The sequence below is a fragment of the Brevibacterium sp. LS14 genome (assembly GCF_012027885.1).
GTDB classification, from domain to species: Bacteria; Actinomycetota; Actinomycetes; order Actinomycetales; family Brevibacteriaceae; genus Brevibacterium; species Brevibacterium casei.
Window position 1 is genome coordinate 1 of record NZ_SJXG01000020.1, and the last position, 19,143, is coordinate 19,143.

Genomic DNA, 19,143 nt, shown 5'->3' on the forward strand with positions numbered 1-19,143 from the left:
ATCCTCGGAGGGCCTCGACCCCTATCCAGCGACCGACGCGCCCAACCCGACTACACTCTCAGCTGCGAAGAGCCCCATATCCTCATGGTCCTCGATTGACAGGTGCGTGAGAAATTTGACACGCCATGGCCAAGAAAGTGAGAAAGTGACAACTTAAACGAGAACCTACAAGAACTCCTCGAAAAAAATTCTCCAGATGCGGAATAACCCGTCGCTCTAGAAAGTTGAGTCTAGTGTACGCAACTTTTACAGGTGGGGATTGACGATCTCAGCCGCGAAGAGAATACTTGAGTCCATCAGACTCAATGCGGGCGGCGGTCCGACGAGGCGACACCGGGAGGCAGCTCCCGGAACGGCTTCCGAGGACGACCGCACGCATTCAGCCCGAGCCGACTCTGAGAGTTAAGGAGAAACGATATGGCACGTGCAGTTGGAATCGACCTCGGAACCACGAACTCCGTCGTCGCCGTCCTCGAGGGCGGTGACCCCAAGGTCATCGCGAACATGGAAGGCGGTCGCACGACCCCGTCCGTCGTCGCAGTCAACAAGAACGGAGACTCCCTGGTCGGCGAGATCGCCAAGCGCCAGGCCGTCACCAACGTGAAGAACACCGTGGCGTCCGTCAAGCGCCACATGGGAACCGACTGGGACACCGAGATCGGCGGCAAGAAGCTCACCGCTCCCGAGGTCTCCGCGCGCATCCTGCAGAAGCTCAAGCACGACGCTGAGGAATACCTCCAGGAGAAGGTCACCGACGCGGTCATCACCGTCCCGGCCTACTTCAACGACGCTGAGCGTCAGGCCACCAAGGATGCCGGTGAGATCGCCGGCCTCAACGTCCTGCGCATCATCAACGAGCCCACCGCCGCCGCTCTGGCCTACGGCCTCGAGCGCGGCAAGGAAGACGAGCTCATCCTCGTCTTCGACCTCGGCGGCGGTACGTTCGACGTCTCGCTGCTCGAAGTCGGCAAGGACGACGACGGCTTCTCGACCATTCAGGTCCGTGCGACCTCCGGCGACAACCGCCTCGGCGGTGACGACTGGGATCAGCGGATCGTCGATTGGCTGGTCGAGCAGGTCAAGAACAACTACGGCGTCGACCTGACCAAGGACTCGACGGCGATGCAGCGTCTCAAGGAGGCCGCTGAGCAGGCGAAGAAGGAGCTCTCGTCCGCGACGAGCACCAACATCTCCCTCCAGTACCTCTCGATGAGCGAGAACGGTCCGATCCACCTCGACGAGACCCTCACCCGGGCGAAGTTCGAGGACCTCACCAAGGACCTCCTCGAGCGCACGAAGGCCCCGTTCCACGCGGTGATGAAGGATGCCGGCGTGTCCGTCAAGGACATCGACCACGTCGTCCTCGTCGGTGGTTCGACCCGTATGCCCGGTGTCACCCAGGTCGTCACCGAGCTCACCGGAGGCAAGGAGCCCAACAAGGGCGTCAACCCCGATGAGGTCGTCGCGATCGGCGCCGCCGTCCAGGCCGGTGTGCTCATGGGCGAACGCAAGGACGTCCTCCTCATCGACGTCACCCCGCTCTCGCTCGGTCTCGAGACCAAGGGCGGCGTGATGACGAAGCTCATCGAACGCAACACCCCGATCCCGACCAAGCGCTCGGAGACGTTCACCACGGCTGAGGACAACCAGCCCTCGGTGTCGATCCAGGTGTTCCAGGGTGAGCGCGAGTTCACTCGCGACAACAAGAACCTCGGCACCTTCGAGCTCACCGGCATCGCGCCGGCGCCGCGCGGAGTCCCGCAGATCGAGGTCGCGTTCGACATCGACGCCAACGGCATCGTCCACGTCTCGGCCACCGACAAGGGAACCGGCAAGGAGCAGTCGATGACGATCACCGGCGGCTCGGCCCTTCCCAAGGAGGACATCGAGCGCATGGTCCGTGAGGCCGAGGAGCACGCGGAAGAGGACAAGAAGCGCCGTGAGGCCGCTGACGTCCGCAACAACGCGGAGAACCTCGCCTACCAGACCCAGAAGCTGCTCGACGACAACGCCGACAAGCTGCCTGAGGACGTCAAGTCGGAGATCCAGTCCGACGTCGACGCCGTCAAGGAAGCTCTCAAGGGCGAAGACGACGACGCGGTGAAGAAGGCGTTCGACACGCTCACCGAGAAGCAGCAGAAGATCGGTGAGGCGATCTACGCACAGCAGGAAGCCGGCGCCGGTGCTGCCGGCGGAGCCTCCGACCAGGGCGGCTCCGATGCCGGAACGGGCGCTGACGACGATGTCGTCGACGCCGAGGTCGTGGATGATGAGGACGAGGAGAAGAAGTAATGACCACCGAGGGCAACGATCCGTCGTCCGAGGAGCCACGCTTCACCTTCCATGACAAGCGCCGGGTCGATCCGGACACCGGTGAACTCCGTCCCGAGGCCGACGCCGAGTCGGCCTCGGGGGCCGGGGAGGGACAGGACACCGAGGAAGTGTTGGCCGATGCCAGCGACCTCGGAGTCGACATCCCCGCCGATGCCTCGAGCCTGAACGACACCGAGGCGGCCGCCGAGCCGGGTGGGGCCGAGCCCGCTCCCGGGTCCGAGGCCGCCGCCCACCTCGCCGATCTCAAGCGGATCAACGCGGAGTACGCCGCCTACCGGATGCGTGCCGACCGCGAACGCGAGCGGGCGGCAGCGGGCGGGACGATCAAGGTCGTCGAGGCCCTGGTCCCCGTCCTCGACGAGGTGCGGCTGGCGCAGGAGAACGGCGACGTCTCCGGGCCCTTCGAGGCCCACGTGAACAAGCTGCTCGACGCGCTGGCCAAGGTCGGCGTCGAACAGTACGGCGCCGTCGGCGACGAGTTCGATCCGCGGCTGCATGAGGCCCTCATGCAGCAGCCGTCGGACGACGTCGAGGTGCCGACGGTCTTCATGGTCATGCAGCCGGGCTACCGCATGGGTGATCGCATCATCCGCGCGGCCCGCGTCGGCGTGCAGCAGCCGGAGGACTGAGGATCCCGACCCCGCCGAGGTGGGACCGCCTCCCAGCGTCCGTGAGCGGACGCTGGGACGAAGGAACCGCCTCGGCGACGGTCCGGAGTCTCCGGGACGCAGACGTTGTCCGGGGGCTGCGGATTGTGAGCAGACAGATGAGGGAAACGATGACAGAGCCGAGGCCAGGTGGCAGCGGCACGACGAACAGGACAAGGAAGAAGGGAGGTGCCAGATGAGTACCGGACCGCAGAATGACTGGTTCGAGAAGGACTTCTACAAGACCCTCGGCGTCTCCAAGGACGCGACGGACTCCGAGATCAAGAAGGCCTACCGCAAGCTCGCGCGGAAGTACCATCCGGACGCGAATCCGGGGGACGCCGAGGCGGAGGCGAAGTTCAAGGAGATCGGACAGGCCCACCAGGTGCTGTCGAACAAGGAGTCGCGCGAACAGTACGACCAGGTCCGCGCGATGGGCAGCGGCGCCAGGTTCAGCGCCGGTGCCGGTGGTGCCGGCGGCGGAGGCGGGTTCGACGACGTCTTCTCCGACCTCTTCGGAGGCGGCGGGCGCACGCGCACACGCACGACCTACTCGCCCGGCGGCGGAGGTTTCGGCGGCGGATACGGCGACGTTCCGCCCGATCTCGCCGATCTGCTCAACGGCTTCGGCGGCGGTGCCTCCTACGGCGGCTACGGTGACAGCGGCTTCGGCGGCGGCTACTCGCCCCCGGTCAAGGGCGGTGACATCAAGTCCTCGACCAATCTCAGCTTCACCGAGGCTGCCAACGGTGCCTCGGTCAAGCTGAAGATGCCGAACGGGAAGCCGCTGACCGTGCGCACCCCGATCGGGGTCAAGGACGGGCAGAAGATCCGTCTGGCCGGCAAGGGCAAGGCGAGCCCGAACGGCGGAGAGCCCGGCGACGTCATCCTCACGGTCCACGTCAAGCCGCACCCGGTGTTCACCCGCGACGGCGACAACTTGCGGATGGACCTGCCGGTGAGCTTCGACGAAGCGGCCCTCGGTGCGGAGGTCAAGGTGCCCACGCTCGGCGGTCAGCCCGTCAAGGTGAAGATCCCCGCGGGCACGCCCTCGGGTCGGACCCTGCGCGTGCGTGGCAAGGGCGTGCAGACGAAGAAGGGCACGGGCGACCTGCTCGTAACCGTTGAGATCGTCGCCCCGAAGAACCTCTCGAAGGAGGCCAAGGAAGCGGTCGAGGCCTACAAGGCGGCGACCGAGTCCGAGGATCCGCGAGCCGGCCTGCTCGATCGGGCCAAGGCGAGCTGAGGCGGCGGGGCACCATGCAGTTCTCTCAGAGTGCGGCGCTCTACGTCATCTCCGTGGCAGCGGAACTCGCGGGCATGCACCCGCAGACCCTGCGGCAGTATGACCGGATGGGCCTCGTCACCCCGCAGCGGACGGCCGGCAAGGGCCGCCGCTACTCGGGGCGGGACATCGCCAAGCTGCGCCTGATCCAGCATCTCTCCCAGGACGAGGGCGTCAACCTCGTGGGGATCAAGAAGATCATGGAGATGCAGAACCAGATCGACGCCCTCCGGAGCCGGAACCAGGAGCTCGAGGAGGAGGCCCTCGCCCAGGCGGAGGCACGCGAGCGGGATGCCCGCGTGTTCGCCGCCGGGTCGAGGGGCGACGTCGTCTCGATCGCCCGTGGCCGGCGGCCGAAGGTGTCGCCGGAGTCCGGGACCGGAGCCGTGGTGCTCTACGACGACTTCCGCGCCCGGAGGGTGTGAGCGCCCGGCGGCGACGCGGCGCCTGGTAGCACGGCGTGAGCGCCGACGTGACAGCGCGGCGCCGAGCGTGAGCGAACAGGGGTGGCTGAGGCCGCCCCTTTTCTTATACCCGGGGTGTTCCTCCGCGGCGTCGGGCGTCCAGTGGCGTCGCTTCGAGCCGCATCCGCGCGCTGCCGGCTGGTTTGAGTCGGTTTTCGCCCGATGAGTCTGTTCCTGAACCGACCGATCGAGCGAGAACCGACTCATTTGCGTGTGCGCGGGTCGGAGTGGCGCTCGGTTCCTGTGGCTCCGCCCGCAGGAAGCCCCTGAGCGCAGCCGATGTCCGCGGCTGCTCTCACAGCCACCACTGGTCACTGCGCGGACCTGTCCGCGAGATGAAACTTTGGTCTCGAAACATGGACGAAACTCAGTCGACACGCACCGAAACAATCGCCTGCCAGGATGGGCGATGTTGGGATCGGGCGCGACTGAGAGGGCCACCATGAAAGAGACATCGGCGACACCGCCGCCGGGCAGCAGCGAGGCGAAGACCGCGGCGCGGGAGAGCCTCGAGGACTACACGCTGCGCTTCGCCCCGCGCTCCTACCGGACTTGGGCGCCGGCCGTCGTCGCGACGAGTGCGCTCGGCGGGATCGCCTACCTCGCGGACTTCTCGATCGGCGCGAGCATCGGGCTCGCCCACGGCACGGCCAATGGGATCCTCGGCATCCTCACCGCGGCGATCATCATCTTCCTCACCGGGTGGCCGCTCGCGTTCTACGCCGCCCGCTACAACCTCGACCTCGACCTCATCACTCGCGGGGCCGGATTCGGCTACTACGGCTCGGTCATCACGAACATCATCTTCGCGACCTTCACCTTCATCTTCTTCGCCCTCGAGGGCTCGATCATGGCGCAGGGACTCTACCTCGGCCTCGGGATACCGCGCCCGATCGGCTACCTCCTCTCCACGGTCATCATCTTCCCGCTCGTCATCTTCGGCATGAAGGCCCTCGCCCGGCTCCAGGTCTCGACGACGCCGCTGTGGCTCGTCCTCATGGTCGTGCCCGTCGGCTACCTCATCGCCTTCCAGCCCGACTCCGTGAGCTCGTTCTTCGCCTACCAGGGCGAGAGCGGGGAGAGCGCGAACTTCGCCTCGGCGATGCTCGCCGCCGGCGTCTGCCTCTCCCTCATCGCCCAGATCGCCGAGCAGATCGACTACCTGCGCTTCATGCCGCCCCGCACCCCGGCCAACCGTCGCAGCTGGTGGACCGCGGTCATCCTCGCCGGTCCCGGCTGGGTGATCTTCGGGGCGACGAAGCAGATCATCGGCATGTTCCTCGCCGTCTACCTCATCGCCAACGTCCCCGGAGCGACGAGCTTCGCGACCGAACCCGTCCAGCAGCTGCTCGCCACCTACGAGCAGATGATGCCGCAGTGGCTCGCGCTCCTGCTCGCCGTCGTCCTCGTCGTCATCTCGCAGGTGAAGATCAACGTCACCAACGCCTACTCCGGCTCGCTGGCGTGGACGAACGCGTACACGCGGATCACCAAGCGCTACCCGGGGCGGATCACGTTCCTCGTCGTCAACCTCCTCTTCGCGCTCGCGCTCATGGAGCTGAACATGTTCGACTTCCTCAACGCGATCCTCAGCTTCTACGCCAACCTCGCGATGTCGTGGATCTGCGTCGTCGCCGCCGACATCGCGATCAACAAGTACGTCCTCGGACTCTCCCCGAAGACACCGGAGTTCCGTCGTGGGATGCTCTACGACTGGAATCCCGTCGGAGTCGTCTCGCTGCTCCTCTCCGGAGGAGTGTCGATCGCGATCTATTTCGGGGCCTTCGGGTCCGCCGTCCAGCCGTTCTCGCCGCTCTTCGCCGTCGGCATCGCGATCGTCGCGACCCCGCTCATGGCGATCCTCACCCGTGGCCGGTACTATCTGCGCCGCCGCGACGACGGCATCGACGTGCCCTTGCTCGACGAGCACGGCAACCCCACCGACGCCACCCTGTGGTGCCACGTCACGGAGATGGAGTTCGAGCGTCCGGACATGATCGCCTCGGCGAAGCGCGGACCCAACGGCGAAACCCTCTACCTCAGCTCCCTGGCACTGTCGACCGATCGCCTCGGCGAACACGTCCTGCCGGCCGACCCCGTGCGGGAGCGCTGATGCACTTCACTCCGGGCGACACGGAGAAGCTGCTGCTGTCGGTGGCCGGGATGATCGCCCGTGACCGGCTTGCACGGGGAGTGCCCCTCAACCACCCCGAGGCCATCGCGCTGCTGAGCACGTGGGTCATCGAGCGCGCCCGCGAGGGGGCGAACGTCGAGGAGCTCATGGTCACCGGGCGCGAGGTGCTCACCAGGGGCGACGTCATGGACGATGTGCCGCCCATGCTCCACGACGTCCAGGTCGAGGCAACCTTCCCCGACGGGCGCAAGCTCGTCACCATCCACAACCCCATCGACTGACAGGACCACCCATGACAGGGACGAGAGACCACGGGCCCGGTGCCGTGCAGGTGCGCGAGGGCATCCGCGTGCTCAACCGGCGCAGCGCCCCCGACACCGGCACCGCGACCATCGAGAACACCGGCGACCGGCCCGTGCAGATCGGATCGCACATCCACCTGCCCGACGTCAACGACGCCCTGTCCTTCGATCGCCGAGGCGCGACCGGGTTCCGTCTCGACGTCCCCGCGGGGACGTCGGTGAGGTTCGAACCGGGGGCCTCGCGGACCGTGGCGATCGTCCGCCTCGGCGGGCGCAAGCGTGTCCCCGGCCTGCAGATCCGAGAGGAGGCAGCCGCCGCCGAGGCGGCGCGAAGTGACGAGGGTTCGTCCCCCGACGCGGGGGAATCCGGCGCCGAGGCGGGGGAGGGCTGATGGTCGAGATCTCAGCCCAGCGCTACGCCGCCCTCTACGGACCGACGACCGGGGATCAGGTCCGCCTCGGCGACACCGACCTGTGGATCGAGATCGAGGAGGACCGGACCTTCGGCGGGGACGAAGCGGTCTTCGGCGGCGGGAAGTCGATCCGCGAATCGATGCTCCAGGGCACGACGAGCCGGGCCGAGGGCGCGCCGGACACCGTCATCACGAACGTCATCGTCCTCGACTGGTGGGGTGTCATCCGCGCCGACGTCGGGATCCGCGACGGCAGGATCACGGCACTCGGTCGGGCCGGCAACAGCGACATCGCCGACGGCGTCGACCCCGAATTGGAGATCGGCGCCTCGACCGACGTCATCTCCGGCGAGGGCCGCATCCTCACCGCCGGGGGCATCGACTCCCACGTTCACCTCCTCTCGCCCTCGCAGATCCACGAGGCGCTCGCGACCGGCATCACCACCGTCGTCGGGGGCGGTACAGGACCGTCCGAGGGGAGCAAGGCGACGACGGTCACCCCCGGGGCGTGGCACCTGGGCAGGATGCTGCAGGCCCTCGACGCCCTGCCGGTCAACGTGCTGCTGCTCGGCAAGGGGAACACGATCTCGGCGGAAGCGCTCGCCGAACAGGCACTCGGCGGGGCGGCCGGCTACAAGATCCACGAGGACTGGGGTGCCACCCCGGCGGCGATCGACGCGGCCCTGCGCGCCGCCGACACCCACGGACTCCAGGTGGCCCTCCACTCGGATTCGCTCAACGAATCCGGATTCGTCGAATCGACGATCTCCGCGATCGCCGGGCGCAGCATCCACGCCTTCCACGTCGAAGGCGCCGGCGGCGGACACGCCCCGGACATCCTCTCCATCGCGGCACTCGAGAACATCATCCCCGGATCGACCAACCCGACGCTGCCGCACACCGTCAACACCGTCGCCGAGCATCTCGACATGCTCATGGTCTGCCACCACCTCAACCCGAGCGTGCCCGAGGACCTCGCGTTCGCCGAATCCCGGATCCGCGCGACGACGATCGCCGCCGAGGACATCCTCCACGACATGGGCGCCCTGTCGATCACGTCCTCGGATGCGCAGGCGATGGGCCGGATCGGAGAGGTCATCACCCGCACGTGGCAGATCGCCCACACGATGAAGCACCGCCGGGGCCGCCTCGGCGAATCCCTGCCGGCCGACAACGAACGCGCCCGCCGCTATGTCGCGAAGTACACGATCAATCCGGCCATCGCCCACGGCGTCGACGAGCACATCGGGTCGGTCGAACCGGGGAAGATGGCCGACCTCACCTTGTGGGATCCGCGGTTCTTCGGCGTGCGACCCGACCTCGTCATCAAAGGCGGGACGATCGCGTGGGCAGGACTCGGCGATCCGAACGCCTCCATCCCGACCCCTCAGCCGGTGCTCATGCGCCCGGCCTTCGGCGATGCGATCGGGGCGCAGACCTCGGTGTCGTTCGTCGCCCCAGCGGCAGTCGAGGACGGATTGCGCGAGCGGCTCGGGCTCCGACGCCCGCTCGTCGCCGTCCGGCCGACACGGGAGATCGGGAAGAAGGACATGCGCAACAACGACGTCCGCCCGGCCATCGACATCGACCCGGACACATTCGAGATCGCCATCGACGGCGAACTCGTCACCGGGGCACCGGCGACCGCCCTTCCGCTCACCCAGCTCTACCAGATGTTCTGATGGACAGCTCGATGAACGGTGGTTGCGGCGCTGCTGGAGTGCCCGGGGCCGCCTCGGCGACCCTCATGATGCTTCTCGCCGACGCCCGCCTGCCGGCCGGTGCCCACGTGAGTTCGAACAGCGTCGAAGCCGGGCTGCGGCAGGACCTCACCCCCGCCGAGGTGCCGGCGTACATGCGCGCCCGAATGCGCACGGTCGTCCGCGTCGAGGCCGGTGCCGCCGTCGTCACCCACCATGCCGTCCGCAGCGCCGGTGCTGGTACCGACGAGCACCCCGACCTCGCCCAGGCGCTCGAGTCCATCACCGAGGAATGGGCAGCCCGCACCCCCAGTCCCGCACTGCGGGAGATCGCCGAGGTGCTCGGGGCCGGGCTGCGCCGCGTCGCCGTCGTCCTGTGGCCGCAGCTGGCTGGCGTGCTGCCCCGCCGAGGGTGTCCGCGTCCCCTTGTGCTCGGTGCCATCGCCGCCGTCGCCGAGGTGTCGGCGGCCGACCTCGTGCGTATCGTCGCCTACGACGACGCGCAGACCGTCGCCGCTGCGACTCTCAAACTCGAACCGATGGACCCGATCCGGGCCACCGGTTGGGTGCTCGGGGCGTGCACCGCTATCGAGTGCTTCGTCGCCGACCTGGCGACGCTCACCGTCCCGGCAGCGATCCCCGCTGCCGGGGCACCGCTCATCGAGGACTGGGCAGAGGTCCAGTCCGCACTTCCGAGGAGGCTGTTCCGTGCCTGAGTTCCCCACCCCACACCGGTCCCTGCGCCTGGGCGTCGCCGGGCCGGTCGGCACCGGCAAGAGTTCGCTCATCGCGATGATCTGCCGCGCGCTCGCCGCCGAGATCCGCATCGGCGTCATCACCAACGACATCTACACCGACGAGGACGCCCGCCTGCTCCGGGCCGCCGGGGTCCTCGAACCCGAGCGGATCCGCGCGATCGAGACCGGCGCGTGCCCGCACACCGCGATCCGCGATGACGTCACCGCCAACCTCGCCGGTGTCGAGGAGTTGGAAGCCGACTTCGATCCCCTCGACCTCGTCCTCGTCGAATCCGGAGGCGACAACCTCACCGCGACGTTCTCCCCGGCGCTCATCGACGCCCAGATCTTCGTCCTCGACGTCGCCGGGGGCGGTGACGTCGCCCGGAAGGGAGGACCGGGCATCGGCCGCGCCGACCTCCTCGTCGTCAACAAGACCGACCTCGCCCCCTACGTCGGTGTCGATGTCGAGCAGATGGTCTCCGACGCCGAGGCGGCACGGGAGGGAGCGCCGGTCCTCGGGCTCTCGCGTCTCGACGAGGAATCCGTGGCACGCCTGCGCACGTGGCTGCTCGACATGCTCGAGAAGCATCGGGCCGGTGCCCATGAACCGCAGGATCCGGGCCCGATGGCCCCGCACTTCCACGCCGATGAGGACGGCGGATACATCCACTCCCACGACGACGCTGAAGCGGAGCACAACCACGCATACGCGGACGACGAGCACGAGCATGCGCACAGTCACGCCGAGACTTCCGGGACGGGGACTGCCTCGCCGGAGTCCGGGTCGGAGCAGCCCGAGCCCGCGGTCGCGGACGCCCGGGGATGACCCTCATCGCGGTCGAGCAGGCCGCTGACCGCGACCTGCCTCAGCTGCGTCTCACGCCGGGTCTCATGCAGCCGCGGCTCATCACCCGGTCCGCAGGCGGGCGCGCGCATGTCGCGATCGTCGCCGGGGGAGCGGCCCTTCTCGGCGGGGACGCGGTGTCCATCAGGATCCGAGTCGGTCCAGGGTGCAGTCTGCTCATCGAGGACATCGGTGGGACAGTCGCCTATCCCTGTCGCGATGTCGACTCCCGGTGGGACGTCGACATCGACGTCGCCGACGGGGCCAGCCTCGTCTGGGAGACGTTTCCGTTCGTCGTCGCCTCCGGTGCGCGCGTGCGACGCTCGACCCGGGTGCGCTTCGGGGCCGGTGCCACGGTGTGCCTGCGGGAGACGCTCGTGCTCGGGCGATCGGGAGAGCACGGTGGGGCGATCACCGGTGCCACCGAAGTCCGCGACACGACCGGTGCACCGTACTTCGTCGAGGAACTCGCCATCGACGGGAGCGCTCCGGAACCGGGAGTGATGGGAGCTGCCTCGGTGCTCGACACCGCGATGCTCTTCGGCCGGCGCAGCGACACGGAGGCGCACGGCGACACGGACGGGCACGGTCGAATCCTCCACCTCGCCCGGCCAGGAGCGATCGCGCGAGCAAGCGGGACGCACACCCACGACGCGCACGTCGACGCCGTGTGGGAGGTGTGGACGAAAGTGACCACGACCGGTGACGACTCGACCGTCTCCAGGCGCAGAGTTCCACAGACGACACCAGCCCAGCACACCGACCCAGCGATGACAGACGACACCAGTCCAGTGACGACAAACGACTCAGCCCAGCGATGACAGTCGACAGCACACCGACGACAAGGGAAAGAGGGACGGAGCGATGAGCACGACAGCAGAGAAGAGCACCTCGGCGAGCAGGACGGAGGAGGCAGCAGCCGGCAGAGGATCGCGCAGAGCCCGAGTCCCTGCCATCGTTGTTGCGGCGCTCGCGGTCACGGGAATCGGGCTCGTGCTCGCCTCGACGAGCGAGATCGGTCATGCGGCGGCGTGGGGCCTCGCGGCGACTGCCGTGCTTCTCGGTGCCAGGCACGCCTTCGACGCCGATCACATCGCCGTCATCGACAACGTCACCCGCCGTCTCGCGACCACCGACGAGAACCGGCTGCGCGGTGGTGCCGTCGGGTTCTGGTTCGCTCTCGGTCACTCGAGTGTCGTCATCGTCACCGCAGCCTTCGTCACTGCCGGTGCCGCGGCCGCCCGCAGCCTCGTCGAGAGCGAGGATTCGGGGGTGCGGGAGGTCCTCGGCATGTGGGGACTGACATTCGCGACCTGCGTCGTCGGCATCTTCGGGATCGTCAACCTCGTCGCGTTCGTCCGTCTCCTGCGCCGCCGCCCAGGGGACGCGGCAGCGGAAGGGACAGCCGCCTCGGCGAGTCGGGGTTCGATCTCCATGATCTTCTCCCGCCTCATCGACACCGTCGACCGACCGACGCGCATGTATCCGGTCGGGCTGCTCTTCGGCCTCGGATTCGACACGGCTGCTACGATCGGCCTGATGATCGCGGCAGGGACCACGGCGGCGAGCACCTCACCCCTGCTCGCGCTGTCCCTGCCCCTGCTCTTCGCCGCGGGCATGGCCGCCTGCGACACCGGCGACAGCGTGATGATGGCGCGCCTCTACCGGTGGGCGGCCGGGGACGGCGGGCGGTTCCGGAGGTACAACCTCATCGTCACCGGGCTCTCGGTGCTCATCGCCGGGGTCGTCGTCATCGCCGGCATCGCCGAGGTGGGGGCGGAGACGGCAACGTTTGCCCTGCCAACGCTCAACACCGAGTACCTCGGGTTCGTCGCCACCGGTGTCTTCGCCCTCATCGCCGTCGTCGCGCTCGTCGTCGCCCGCAGGCGCGCAGTCGGGTGACCGGAGCGGACCGGGACCGGAACCGAGGTGCTCTGCGACGACTTCCGAGCCCGGAGCGTGTGAGCGCAGGTGTCCTCCGCGCCGCCGGGCGTCCAGTGGCGTCGCTTCAAGCCGAGTCCGCGCGCTGCCCACCTGATTGAGTCGGTTTTCGCCCGAGGAGTCTGTTCCTGAACCGACCGATCGGGCGAGAACCGACTCATTTGCGCCTCCGGCGGGCTTGAGCGGCTTTCTCACGTCGTCCTCGCAGACGACAAGAGGCGTTCCGTCCGAGACCCTGAGGGAATCGGACTGAACGCCTCTGTCTGTGTCAGCAGCTCAACCGTTCGATCACCGGATCGGCCTGGCTAAGGGTGGCCGGTCCGTCTGAGATCGGCTGAGCTGACGATCTCTGCTCGGCTCAGATGTCCGAGGGGGAGAGGGCGGCCGACCGGCGACGCTTCGTCATGGTGACGACTGCGCCACCGACGAGGAGGAGGGCAGCGCCGGCTGCGAGGCCGCCGAGCTCCATACCGGTGCGGGGGAGGTCTCCACCTCCGGTGCCGTTGCCATTGCCGCCATCGTCGTTGCCGCCGGCGCCGCCACCGGCGTTGGGGTCGGCCTCGACGGAGAACTTGCCGGTGAGCTTGTCGTCGCCGCACGTGACGGTGACGCTGTAGTCGCCGGTGTAGGCGTTCGGGTTCGACTTCGAGGTGCCGTAGACGGTGACGTCGGCCTTGCCCTCGTCGTCGGCCTTAACGGTCCGGTCGAACGCAGTGACGTTCGTGTTGCCCTCGGGGTTGACGAGGAAGCGGACGTCCTCACCGGGCTCGCAGTTCTCGACGGCGAGCTTGACGCCCTTCTTCTCGTTGACGAAGTCCTGCGGAGTGACCGACTCCGGGGAGACGATGAGCTTGGCCTCGGCCACCGGCGTCGTCGGATCCTCGGTCGGATCGTCGGTGGCGTCCTCGGTGACGGTGAACTGGTGGGGATCGGTCGCCTCGCCGGTCTCATCGTCGGTGAATACGACGGCGTACTTGCCGGGCTTCACCGATTCGGGCGCGACGAGGGTGCCCGTGATCTTGCCGTTCTCGTCAGCCTTGAGCGGCTCGTCGGCCTGCGTGCCGGACTGGGCCTTCGCCTGGTTTGGCAGCTGACCGCCGGAGATCGTCACGGTTCCGCCGGGGGTGAAGCCCTCGCCGGAGAACTTGAGACCGTCGGTGCTGATCTCGGCGACCGAGATCGTGTCGGTCGCGAGCGTGACCTTGGGATCGACGACCGGTGCGGTCGGCTCTTCGGTCTCATCCTCGACGACGGTGAACGAGGCGGCGATGTCCTGGGTCTCTTCGCCGCGCTTGACCGTGACGGTGAAGTCGACAGTACCGGTCGGAATCTTGGAGGCGTCCTTTGCCGCGCTGAAGATGTTGTACGACATGGTGTCGCCCTTGGCCTCGCCCGCGTCTCCCGTGAGCGAATCCGAGACCTTGTCACCGGCTTCGAGGCCGGTCACCGTGACGACAACGCCCTTGTCCTCGTTGTTGAGGTCGGTCTGCGAGATCTCCTGCGGTGACACGGACACCTGCGCCGCAAGCTTCTGGGCGTCGGCGCCGCTGTCGGCAGGCTGTCCGCCGTCAGAGGGGGCCTGGACTCCGGTGCGAGCGAACGCGTCGCCTCCACTCGGAGCGGCGATGACCGGGGATGCGGCGAGGCCGGTGATGGCGAGGGCCACCACAGGCGCGAGCGCGAGCTTCTTCATTGTGTTCCTTCGGGGACGAGGGGGTGGAGCGATTCCGAAAGTAACAGTAATGAAACATTCACGACGCACATAGTTTAGAACGTTTTGGTCAGCCCTTTTCGAGCAATCCCGCTTCGGCAAGGAGCCCGACCCCGGCGCGACCCGTCTTCCGCGACCCGTCTACCGCGACCCGTCTTCTGAGACTGCAACACGCCTTATGAGACAACAGCCCTTGACTCCGAGGCCGTCGGTGTTTAACTGAGTGCTATGACTGGAGACTCAACGATCAAGAAGGCCGCTGACAAGGCCGATGATGCGGCGACCAGCGCCGCGGACAGCAAGTGGTTCGAACGCGCGGCCCGAGTCGGCTTCGTCGCCAACGGACTCGTCCACATCATCCTCGGAGCCACCTCGGTGGGACTGGCGCTGGGGCGCGGGGGAGAGGCCGAGCAGTCCGGCGCGATGCAGCAGATGGCCGCCCAGCCGTTCGGCATGGTTCTGCTGTGGCTGTGCATGCTCGGCTGTGCGCTGTTGGCACTGTGGAACCTCATCAACGCCTTCTTCGGCACCGCGTCGCTGCGCGGCCATGGCTCGAGCGACCCGCGGGACAAGGACGGCCGGAGCAACTGGAAGGAGTTCGTCCTCGCGATCGCCCAGGGCATCGCGTACGCGGCAGTGGCCGTGCTGTTCGGAAAGTTCGCCTTCGGACAGGGTTCGGACTCCGGGCAGTCCTCGTCGCAGGCGAGCTCGACGCTCGCGCAGGCGCCGGGCGGCATCCTCCTGCTCATCCTCATCGGTGCCGTCATCGCCATCATCGGCATCGTCTTCTGCGTCAACGGCATCCGTCGGAAGTGGAAGGACGACGTCCGCCCGCCGAGGTCGCGCGCCGTCGGCAAGCTGCTGACGGTGACCGGCGTGGTCGGCTACCTCGGCAAGGGCGCGACCCTGCTCGCGGTCGGCATCCTCGTCATCGTCTCCGGCGTGGCCGGAGACCCGGAGAAGTCAACCGGTGTCGACGGGGCTCTCAAGGCGATGCGCGATCAGCCCTTCGGCAGCATCCTGCTGCTCTGTGTGGGCGTCGGGCTCGTCCTCTACGGCGTCTTCCTCTTCCTCCGCGCGCGATATGACAAGATGGATTGAGCCGTCGGCGATTCCGAGAGCAGGACTGACCATGTCCTGCCCTCGGTCACCGCACGCCCGCACGATACGACCTGCAACGCACCGCTGAGAGGGAAGGTTCTGGAATGGCTGGAAGACGGATCGGCATCGTTTGGAATCCCGCGAAGACTGAGAAGGACGACCTGGTGGCGGCGTTGCCGGACGATCCAGACCTCTCGGTCTCCTGGTACGAGACTGAGGAGGACGACCCCGGCAAGTCAGCGGCGGAGCAGGCCATCGCCGATGGCGCCGAGGTGGTCATCGCCGCCGGCGGCGACGGCACCGTCCGTGCAGTGGCCGGCCACCTCGCCGAGACTGGGGCGAACGTCGACCTCGGCATCGTGCCGCTGGGCACCGGCAACCTGCTCGCCCGCAACCTCGAGGTGCCGCTCAACGATCTGGAAGCCGCGATGGATCGGGCGATCACGGGCACCCCGCAGAGCATCGACATGGGCTGGGTCGAGATCACCCTCCCCGACGGCAACGAGCACCAGCCCTTCGTCGTCATGGCCGGCTTCGGCATCGACGCCCACATGATCACCGAGACCAACGACGACCTCAAGGACAAGGCGGGCTGGCTCGCCTACGTCGAGTCGCTCGGCCGCGCCGTCTCTGCCAGCGACGTCATGGAGATCAAGCTCTCCCGCCCGGGCGAGCAGATCGACGACGAGTCGGCACACACTCTCATCGTCGGCAACTGCGGCACCCTCCAGGGAGGCATCACCCTGCTGCCCGACGCGGATCCCGCCGACGGCGAGCTCGACGTCCTCGTCCTCAAGGCCGACGGGGTCACCGGCTGGCTCGACACGATGAAGAACATGGTCTGGGACAACGGTCTGCGCCGGATGATGTCGAAGGACGACTCCGCCCAGAGCAGCGACACCGCGATCCATCAGCGCGTGACCTCGCTGACCATCGAACTCGAGAAGCCCCGGGTCGTCGAGGTCGACGGCGACGAGCTCGGCGAAACGGAGAGGATCGAGGTGAGCATCGCCCCGTCCGCCCTGCGGGTGCGCTGAGCAACCGCACCCCCGCCGAGGCGATCGTCCCTTGAGCCGGTCCCCGGCCTCGCCGAGGCGGTGGTCCCGATCCCGGATGTGACTGTGGCCCCGACAGAAGTCGGGGCCACAGTCGTGTGTCGGAGTGGAGCGATCAGAGCTCGGTCGGAGCCTGTCCGGCCTTCGCCCGACGCATGGTCATCGCCACGGCGACGCCGCCGACGAGGAGGAGCGCGAGTCCGCCGGTGAGCCCACCGAAGTCGGCGCCCGTGCGCGGCAGCTGGCTTCCGCTGCCGTTCCCGGTTCCCGCTGTCCCGCCGGCGTTCGCGCCGGAGGTCACGGAGAACTCACCCGTGAGCGTGTCATCGCCGCAGGTCGCCGTCACCGAATAGTCGCCCACGTAGGCCTGGGTCCGCGAGGAGGTGCCGAAGACGTTCACCGAGGCGGTGCCGGTCTCATCGGCGGTGAGTGTCTGGTCGAACGCGGTGACGTCCGAATTGCCCTTGGGGGTGACGACGAAGCGGACGTCGGATCCCGGTGTGCAGTCGCTGACGGTCAGGATCACGCCCTTGTCCTTGTTCGCGAAGTCGCTCGCGTCGATCGTCTTCGGGGACACGGTCAGGGAGGCCTGAGCCTGATCGGCGGTGAGCGTGAACTCAGCCATGGAGAACTGCAGTTCACCGTCGGCGAAGAGGAAGTACTCGCCAGGTGCGATGTCATTCGTTTCGGTCGCCCGGATGACGCCGGAGACGACGCCGTCCTGCGAGACCTCGACGCTGTCATCGATGTAGATGATCTCGTCGGTCCCGTTCTTCGCGGCGACGGCAAACACCGTCTCGCCCGGGATGAACCCCTTACCCGAGTAGGCGATGCCCTTCCTCTTGAACTCCGAGACGCTCATCGAATCGGTGGCCAGCGAGAGCTCGCCTTCCTGGAAGTCCTCGTAATCCTCCTCGGTGATCGTGAAGCGGCCGGGGATCTCCTGCGGCTCCTGATCCGCACGCTCGACGGTGACGGTGAAGTCGACGACCTGCGCTTCGAGGATCTCCTCGGCATCATCGAAGTACTCGAATTCGACGGTGGAACCCTTGGCCGTCTTCGTCTCGCCGGTGAGCGAATTCGTCACGACGTCGTCCTTCTCGAGCCCGGAGACGGTGATGGTGACTCCGTCCTCCCAGAAGTCGAAGATGTCGACGGTGCTCGGGTCGACCGTGACGGTGGCCTCGATCGGCGCCGAGGCGGGAGCGGTCTCCTCTTCGGCCCCGTCCGTGGACTCGTCGGCGGCAGGGGTCTCGTCCTCTGCCGGTGACGGTGCGTCCGGGGTCTCGGTTGCCGGGGCGTCATCGCCCGAGCTCAATCCCTCCGAGGGAATCGGGTCCTCTGCCGGGGCGGGTTCGGCCGGAGCGGGGTCATCGGTGGTCGCTGCATCGTCCGCTGCCGCGGCGTCGTCAGTCGCCACGGCGGTCTCAGGGTTCTCAGCGGCCGCGCCCGCAGCGGCGGGAGCGGAGTAGGCGCTGTCTGCGGCGGCGGTGTCGGCGAGTGCAGGCGTCGCGCCGAGTCCGGCGATCGCCAGGGCGAGCGCGGGGATGAGCGCAAGTTTCTTGGGCATGGAAGGAGGCGGTCCTCTCAGGGGATTGTCAGATAACTACAGAAGCATATCCGGGCGGATAAGCCGTTTCTGTCACGGACTGATCACGTTTTCCGGACATGCGAGAGGGCCAGGAGTTCGCTCGAACTCCCGGCCCTTGTGTCGCGTCCGCCGTTCCGGTGCAGGCTGGCTTCCCTCAGGCTCTGCCTGTCCCGTCCGGTGGATCAGTGCTTCAGATGTACGACGGAGAGAAGTCGCCCTTCTTCCGGCGCATCGTGATCGTCACCGCGGCACCGCCGACGAGCAGGAGGAGTGCGCCTGCGGCGAGGCCGTCGAGTTCGACACCCGTGCGGGGCAGGTAGTTTCCGCTTCCGCTGCCGCCGTCGTTGCCCCCGGCACCGCTGCCGTTGTCACCGCCGCCGTCGCCTCCGCCGGCGTTGGACCCGGCCGTGACCTTGAACGATCCCTTGAGCGAGTCATCGCCGCAGGTCGCCGTGACCGAGTAGGAGCCGACATACGCCGAGGCGTTCGATGAGGTTCCGAAGACCCGGACCCAGGCTTTGCCGTCCTTGTCGGCTTTGACCGTTCGGTCGTAGGCGGTCACTCGCGAGTTGCCATCGGCGGTGACCATGAACCGGACATCCGAGCCGGGCTTGCAGTCCTTGACCGAGAGCTTGACGCCCTTCTTCTCGTTGATGAAGTCAGCGGCCTCGATCGACTTCGGGGTGACCGTCAGGGACGCCTCGGCGGGAGCTTCGGTCTTGTCGTCGATGACGGTGATCTCGCCCTTGAGCTCCTGCGACTCGGTGCCTTCGCGGTCGATCGTCACGGTGAAGGGAACCTTGCCCGGATCGAGATTGTCCGGGTTGCCCTTGTAGTAGATCGTGAAGGTGTAGTCGCCGTCCTTGGTCGCGGTCTTCGGC

16 protein-coding genes and 1 pseudogene are annotated in these 19,143 nt (G+C 67.6%); 14 read left to right on the forward strand and 3 right to left on the reverse strand.

Annotated features, from left to right (window positions below; genetic code table 11):
- Nucleotides 1-417: 417 nt before the first annotated feature.
- The 12 genes from dnaK to EZE58_RS02135 all read left to right on the forward strand — a co-directional run bounded on the left by dnaK (nt 418) and on the right by EZE58_RS02135 (nt 12,765).
- The gene (dnaK, locus tag EZE58_RS02080) at nt 418-2,292 is read left to right on the forward strand and encodes a molecular chaperone DnaK (protein ID WP_040342593.1); all 1,875 of its coding nucleotides are present in this window, start codon (nt 418-420) and stop codon (nt 2,290-2,292) included.
- The gene (locus EZE58_RS02085) at nt 2,292-2,963 is read left to right on the forward strand and encodes a nucleotide exchange factor GrpE (RefSeq protein ID WP_009381312.1); all 672 of its coding nucleotides are present in this window, start codon (nt 2,292-2,294) and stop codon (nt 2,961-2,963) included. The genes dnaK and EZE58_RS02085 overlap by 1 nt, the downstream gene beginning before the upstream one ends.
- A gap of 214 nt (nt 2,964-3,177) precedes the next feature.
- Nucleotides 3,178-4,227 (forward strand): DnaJ C-terminal domain-containing protein, encoded by a 1,050-nt coding sequence (locus tag EZE58_RS02090; protein ID WP_009381311.1) that lies wholly within the window; start codon nt 3,178-3,180, stop codon nt 4,225-4,227.
- A 14-nt stretch (nt 4,228-4,241) separates the two neighbouring features.
- A complete protein-coding gene (locus EZE58_RS02095) occupies nt 4,242-4,691 on the forward strand; it encodes a helix-turn-helix transcriptional regulator (RefSeq protein ID WP_009381310.1) in 450 nt (149 codons plus the stop codon).
- A gap of 481 nt (nt 4,692-5,172) precedes the next feature.
- The gene (locus EZE58_RS02100; protein ID WP_009381309.1) at nt 5,173-6,843 is read left to right on the forward strand and encodes a hypothetical protein; all 1,671 of its coding nucleotides are present in this window, start codon (nt 5,173-5,175) and stop codon (nt 6,841-6,843) included.
- Nucleotides 6,843-7,145 carry an urease subunit gamma gene (locus EZE58_RS02105; RefSeq protein ID WP_009381307.1) on the forward strand — a complete coding sequence of 101 codons (303 nt, stop codon included), beginning with the start codon at nt 6,843-6,845 and terminating at the stop codon, nt 7,143-7,145. The genes EZE58_RS02100 and EZE58_RS02105 overlap by 1 nt, the downstream gene beginning before the upstream one ends.
- A gap of 11 nt (nt 7,146-7,156) precedes the next feature.
- Nucleotides 7,157-7,558 (forward strand): urease subunit beta, encoded by a 402-nt coding sequence (gene ureB / locus EZE58_RS02110; RefSeq protein WP_009381306.1) that lies wholly within the window; start codon nt 7,157-7,159, stop codon nt 7,556-7,558.
- Nucleotides 7,558-9,261, forward strand: coding sequence for an urease subunit alpha (locus tag EZE58_RS02115; RefSeq protein WP_119297164.1), 1,704 nt, complete (start codon nt 7,558-7,560; stop codon nt 9,259-9,261). The genes ureB and EZE58_RS02115 overlap by 1 nt, the downstream gene beginning before the upstream one ends.
- Nucleotides 9,261-9,995, forward strand: coding sequence for an urease accessory UreF family protein (locus tag EZE58_RS02120; protein WP_232254123.1), 735 nt, complete (start codon nt 9,261-9,263; stop codon nt 9,993-9,995). The genes EZE58_RS02115 and EZE58_RS02120 overlap by 1 nt, the downstream gene beginning before the upstream one ends.
- Nucleotides 9,988-10,845: an urease accessory protein UreG gene (gene ureG / locus EZE58_RS02125; protein WP_009381303.1), complete on the forward strand. Its 858-nt coding sequence runs from the start codon at nt 9,988-9,990 to the stop codon at nt 10,843-10,845. Before EZE58_RS02120 ends, ureG begins: the two co-directional genes overlap by 8 nt.
- Nucleotides 10,842-11,684 carry an urease accessory protein UreD gene (locus EZE58_RS02130; RefSeq protein ID WP_009381301.1) on the forward strand — a complete coding sequence of 281 codons (843 nt, stop codon included), beginning with the start codon at nt 10,842-10,844 and terminating at the stop codon, nt 11,682-11,684. Before ureG ends, EZE58_RS02130 begins: the two co-directional genes overlap by 4 nt.
- Before the next feature lie 43 nt (nt 11,685-11,727).
- Nucleotides 11,728-12,765: a HoxN/HupN/NixA family nickel/cobalt transporter gene (locus EZE58_RS02135; RefSeq protein ID WP_119297166.1), complete on the forward strand. Its 1,038-nt coding sequence runs from the start codon at nt 11,728-11,730 to the stop codon at nt 12,763-12,765.
- 397 nt (nt 12,766-13,162) lie between these two features.
- Here the strand turns inward: EZE58_RS02135 and EZE58_RS02140 are convergent, their stop codons facing one another.
- Complete coding sequence (locus EZE58_RS02140) at nt 13,163-14,497, reverse strand: hypothetical protein (RefSeq protein WP_063250863.1); 1,335 nt, start codon at nt 14,495-14,497, stop codon at nt 13,163-13,165.
- 246 nt (nt 14,498-14,743) lie between these two features.
- On the opposite strand from EZE58_RS02140, the gene EZE58_RS02145 reads away from it, so the two are divergent.
- Nucleotides 14,744-15,616: a DUF1206 domain-containing protein gene (locus EZE58_RS02145; protein ID WP_167559718.1), complete on the forward strand. Its 873-nt coding sequence runs from the start codon at nt 14,744-14,746 to the stop codon at nt 15,614-15,616.
- A 104-nt stretch (nt 15,617-15,720) separates the two neighbouring features.
- Complete coding sequence (locus EZE58_RS02150; protein ID WP_009381297.1) at nt 15,721-16,653, forward strand: diacylglycerol kinase family protein; 933 nt, start codon at nt 15,721-15,723, stop codon at nt 16,651-16,653.
- A 133-nt stretch (nt 16,654-16,786) separates the two neighbouring features.
- Here EZE58_RS02150 and EZE58_RS02155 read toward each other — a convergent pair whose 3' ends face one another.
- Nucleotides 16,787-18,241 carry a hypothetical protein gene (locus tag EZE58_RS02155; protein ID WP_167559720.1) on the reverse strand — a complete coding sequence of 485 codons (1,455 nt, stop codon included), beginning with the start codon at nt 18,239-18,241 and terminating at the stop codon, nt 16,787-16,789.
- Nucleotides 18,242-18,452: 211 nt separating this feature from the next.
- Nucleotides 18,453-19,143: pseudogene (locus tag EZE58_RS02160) on the reverse strand (hemagglutinin); the annotation flags it as partial.

Bases quoted from the DNA above. Each gene is read 5' to 3' on its own strand.
- EZE58_RS02095 (WP_009381310.1), top strand. From the start codon at position 4,242: ATGCAGTTCTCTCAGAGTGCGGCGCTCTACGTCATCTCCGTGGCAGCG.
- EZE58_RS02150 (WP_009381297.1), top strand. From the start codon at position 15,721: ATGGCTGGAAGACGGATCGGCATCGTTTGGAATCCCGCGAAGACTGAG.
- ureB (WP_009381306.1), top strand. From the start codon at position 7,157: ATGACAGGGACGAGAGACCACGGGCCCGGTGCCGTGCAGGTGCGCGAG.
- EZE58_RS02135 (WP_119297166.1), top strand. From the start codon at position 11,728: ATGAGCACGACAGCAGAGAAGAGCACCTCGGCGAGCAGGACGGAGGAG.
- EZE58_RS02115 (WP_119297164.1), top strand. From the start codon at position 7,558: ATGGTCGAGATCTCAGCCCAGCGCTACGCCGCCCTCTACGGACCGACG.
- EZE58_RS02140 (WP_063250863.1), bottom strand. From the start codon at position 14,497: ATGAAGAAGCTCGCGCTCGCGCCTGTGGTGGCCCTCGCCATCACCGGC.
- EZE58_RS02085 (WP_009381312.1), top strand. From the start codon at position 2,292: ATGACCACCGAGGGCAACGATCCGTCGTCCGAGGAGCCACGCTTCACC.
- EZE58_RS02145 (WP_167559718.1), top strand. From the start codon at position 14,744: ATGACTGGAGACTCAACGATCAAGAAGGCCGCTGACAAGGCCGATGAT.
- EZE58_RS02100 (WP_009381309.1), top strand. From the start codon at position 5,173: ATGAAAGAGACATCGGCGACACCGCCGCCGGGCAGCAGCGAGGCGAAG.
- EZE58_RS02105 (WP_009381307.1), top strand. From the start codon at position 6,843: ATGCACTTCACTCCGGGCGACACGGAGAAGCTGCTGCTGTCGGTGGCC.
- dnaK (WP_040342593.1), top strand. From the start codon at position 418: ATGGCACGTGCAGTTGGAATCGACCTCGGAACCACGAACTCCGTCGTC.
- EZE58_RS02090 (WP_009381311.1), top strand. From the start codon at position 3,178: ATGAGTACCGGACCGCAGAATGACTGGTTCGAGAAGGACTTCTACAAG.
- EZE58_RS02130 (WP_009381301.1), top strand. From the start codon at position 10,842: ATGACCCTCATCGCGGTCGAGCAGGCCGCTGACCGCGACCTGCCTCAG.
- EZE58_RS02155 (WP_167559720.1), bottom strand. From the start codon at position 18,241: ATGCCCAAGAAACTTGCGCTCATCCCCGCGCTCGCCCTGGCGATCGCC.
- EZE58_RS02120 (WP_232254123.1), top strand. From the start codon at position 9,261: ATGGACAGCTCGATGAACGGTGGTTGCGGCGCTGCTGGAGTGCCCGGG.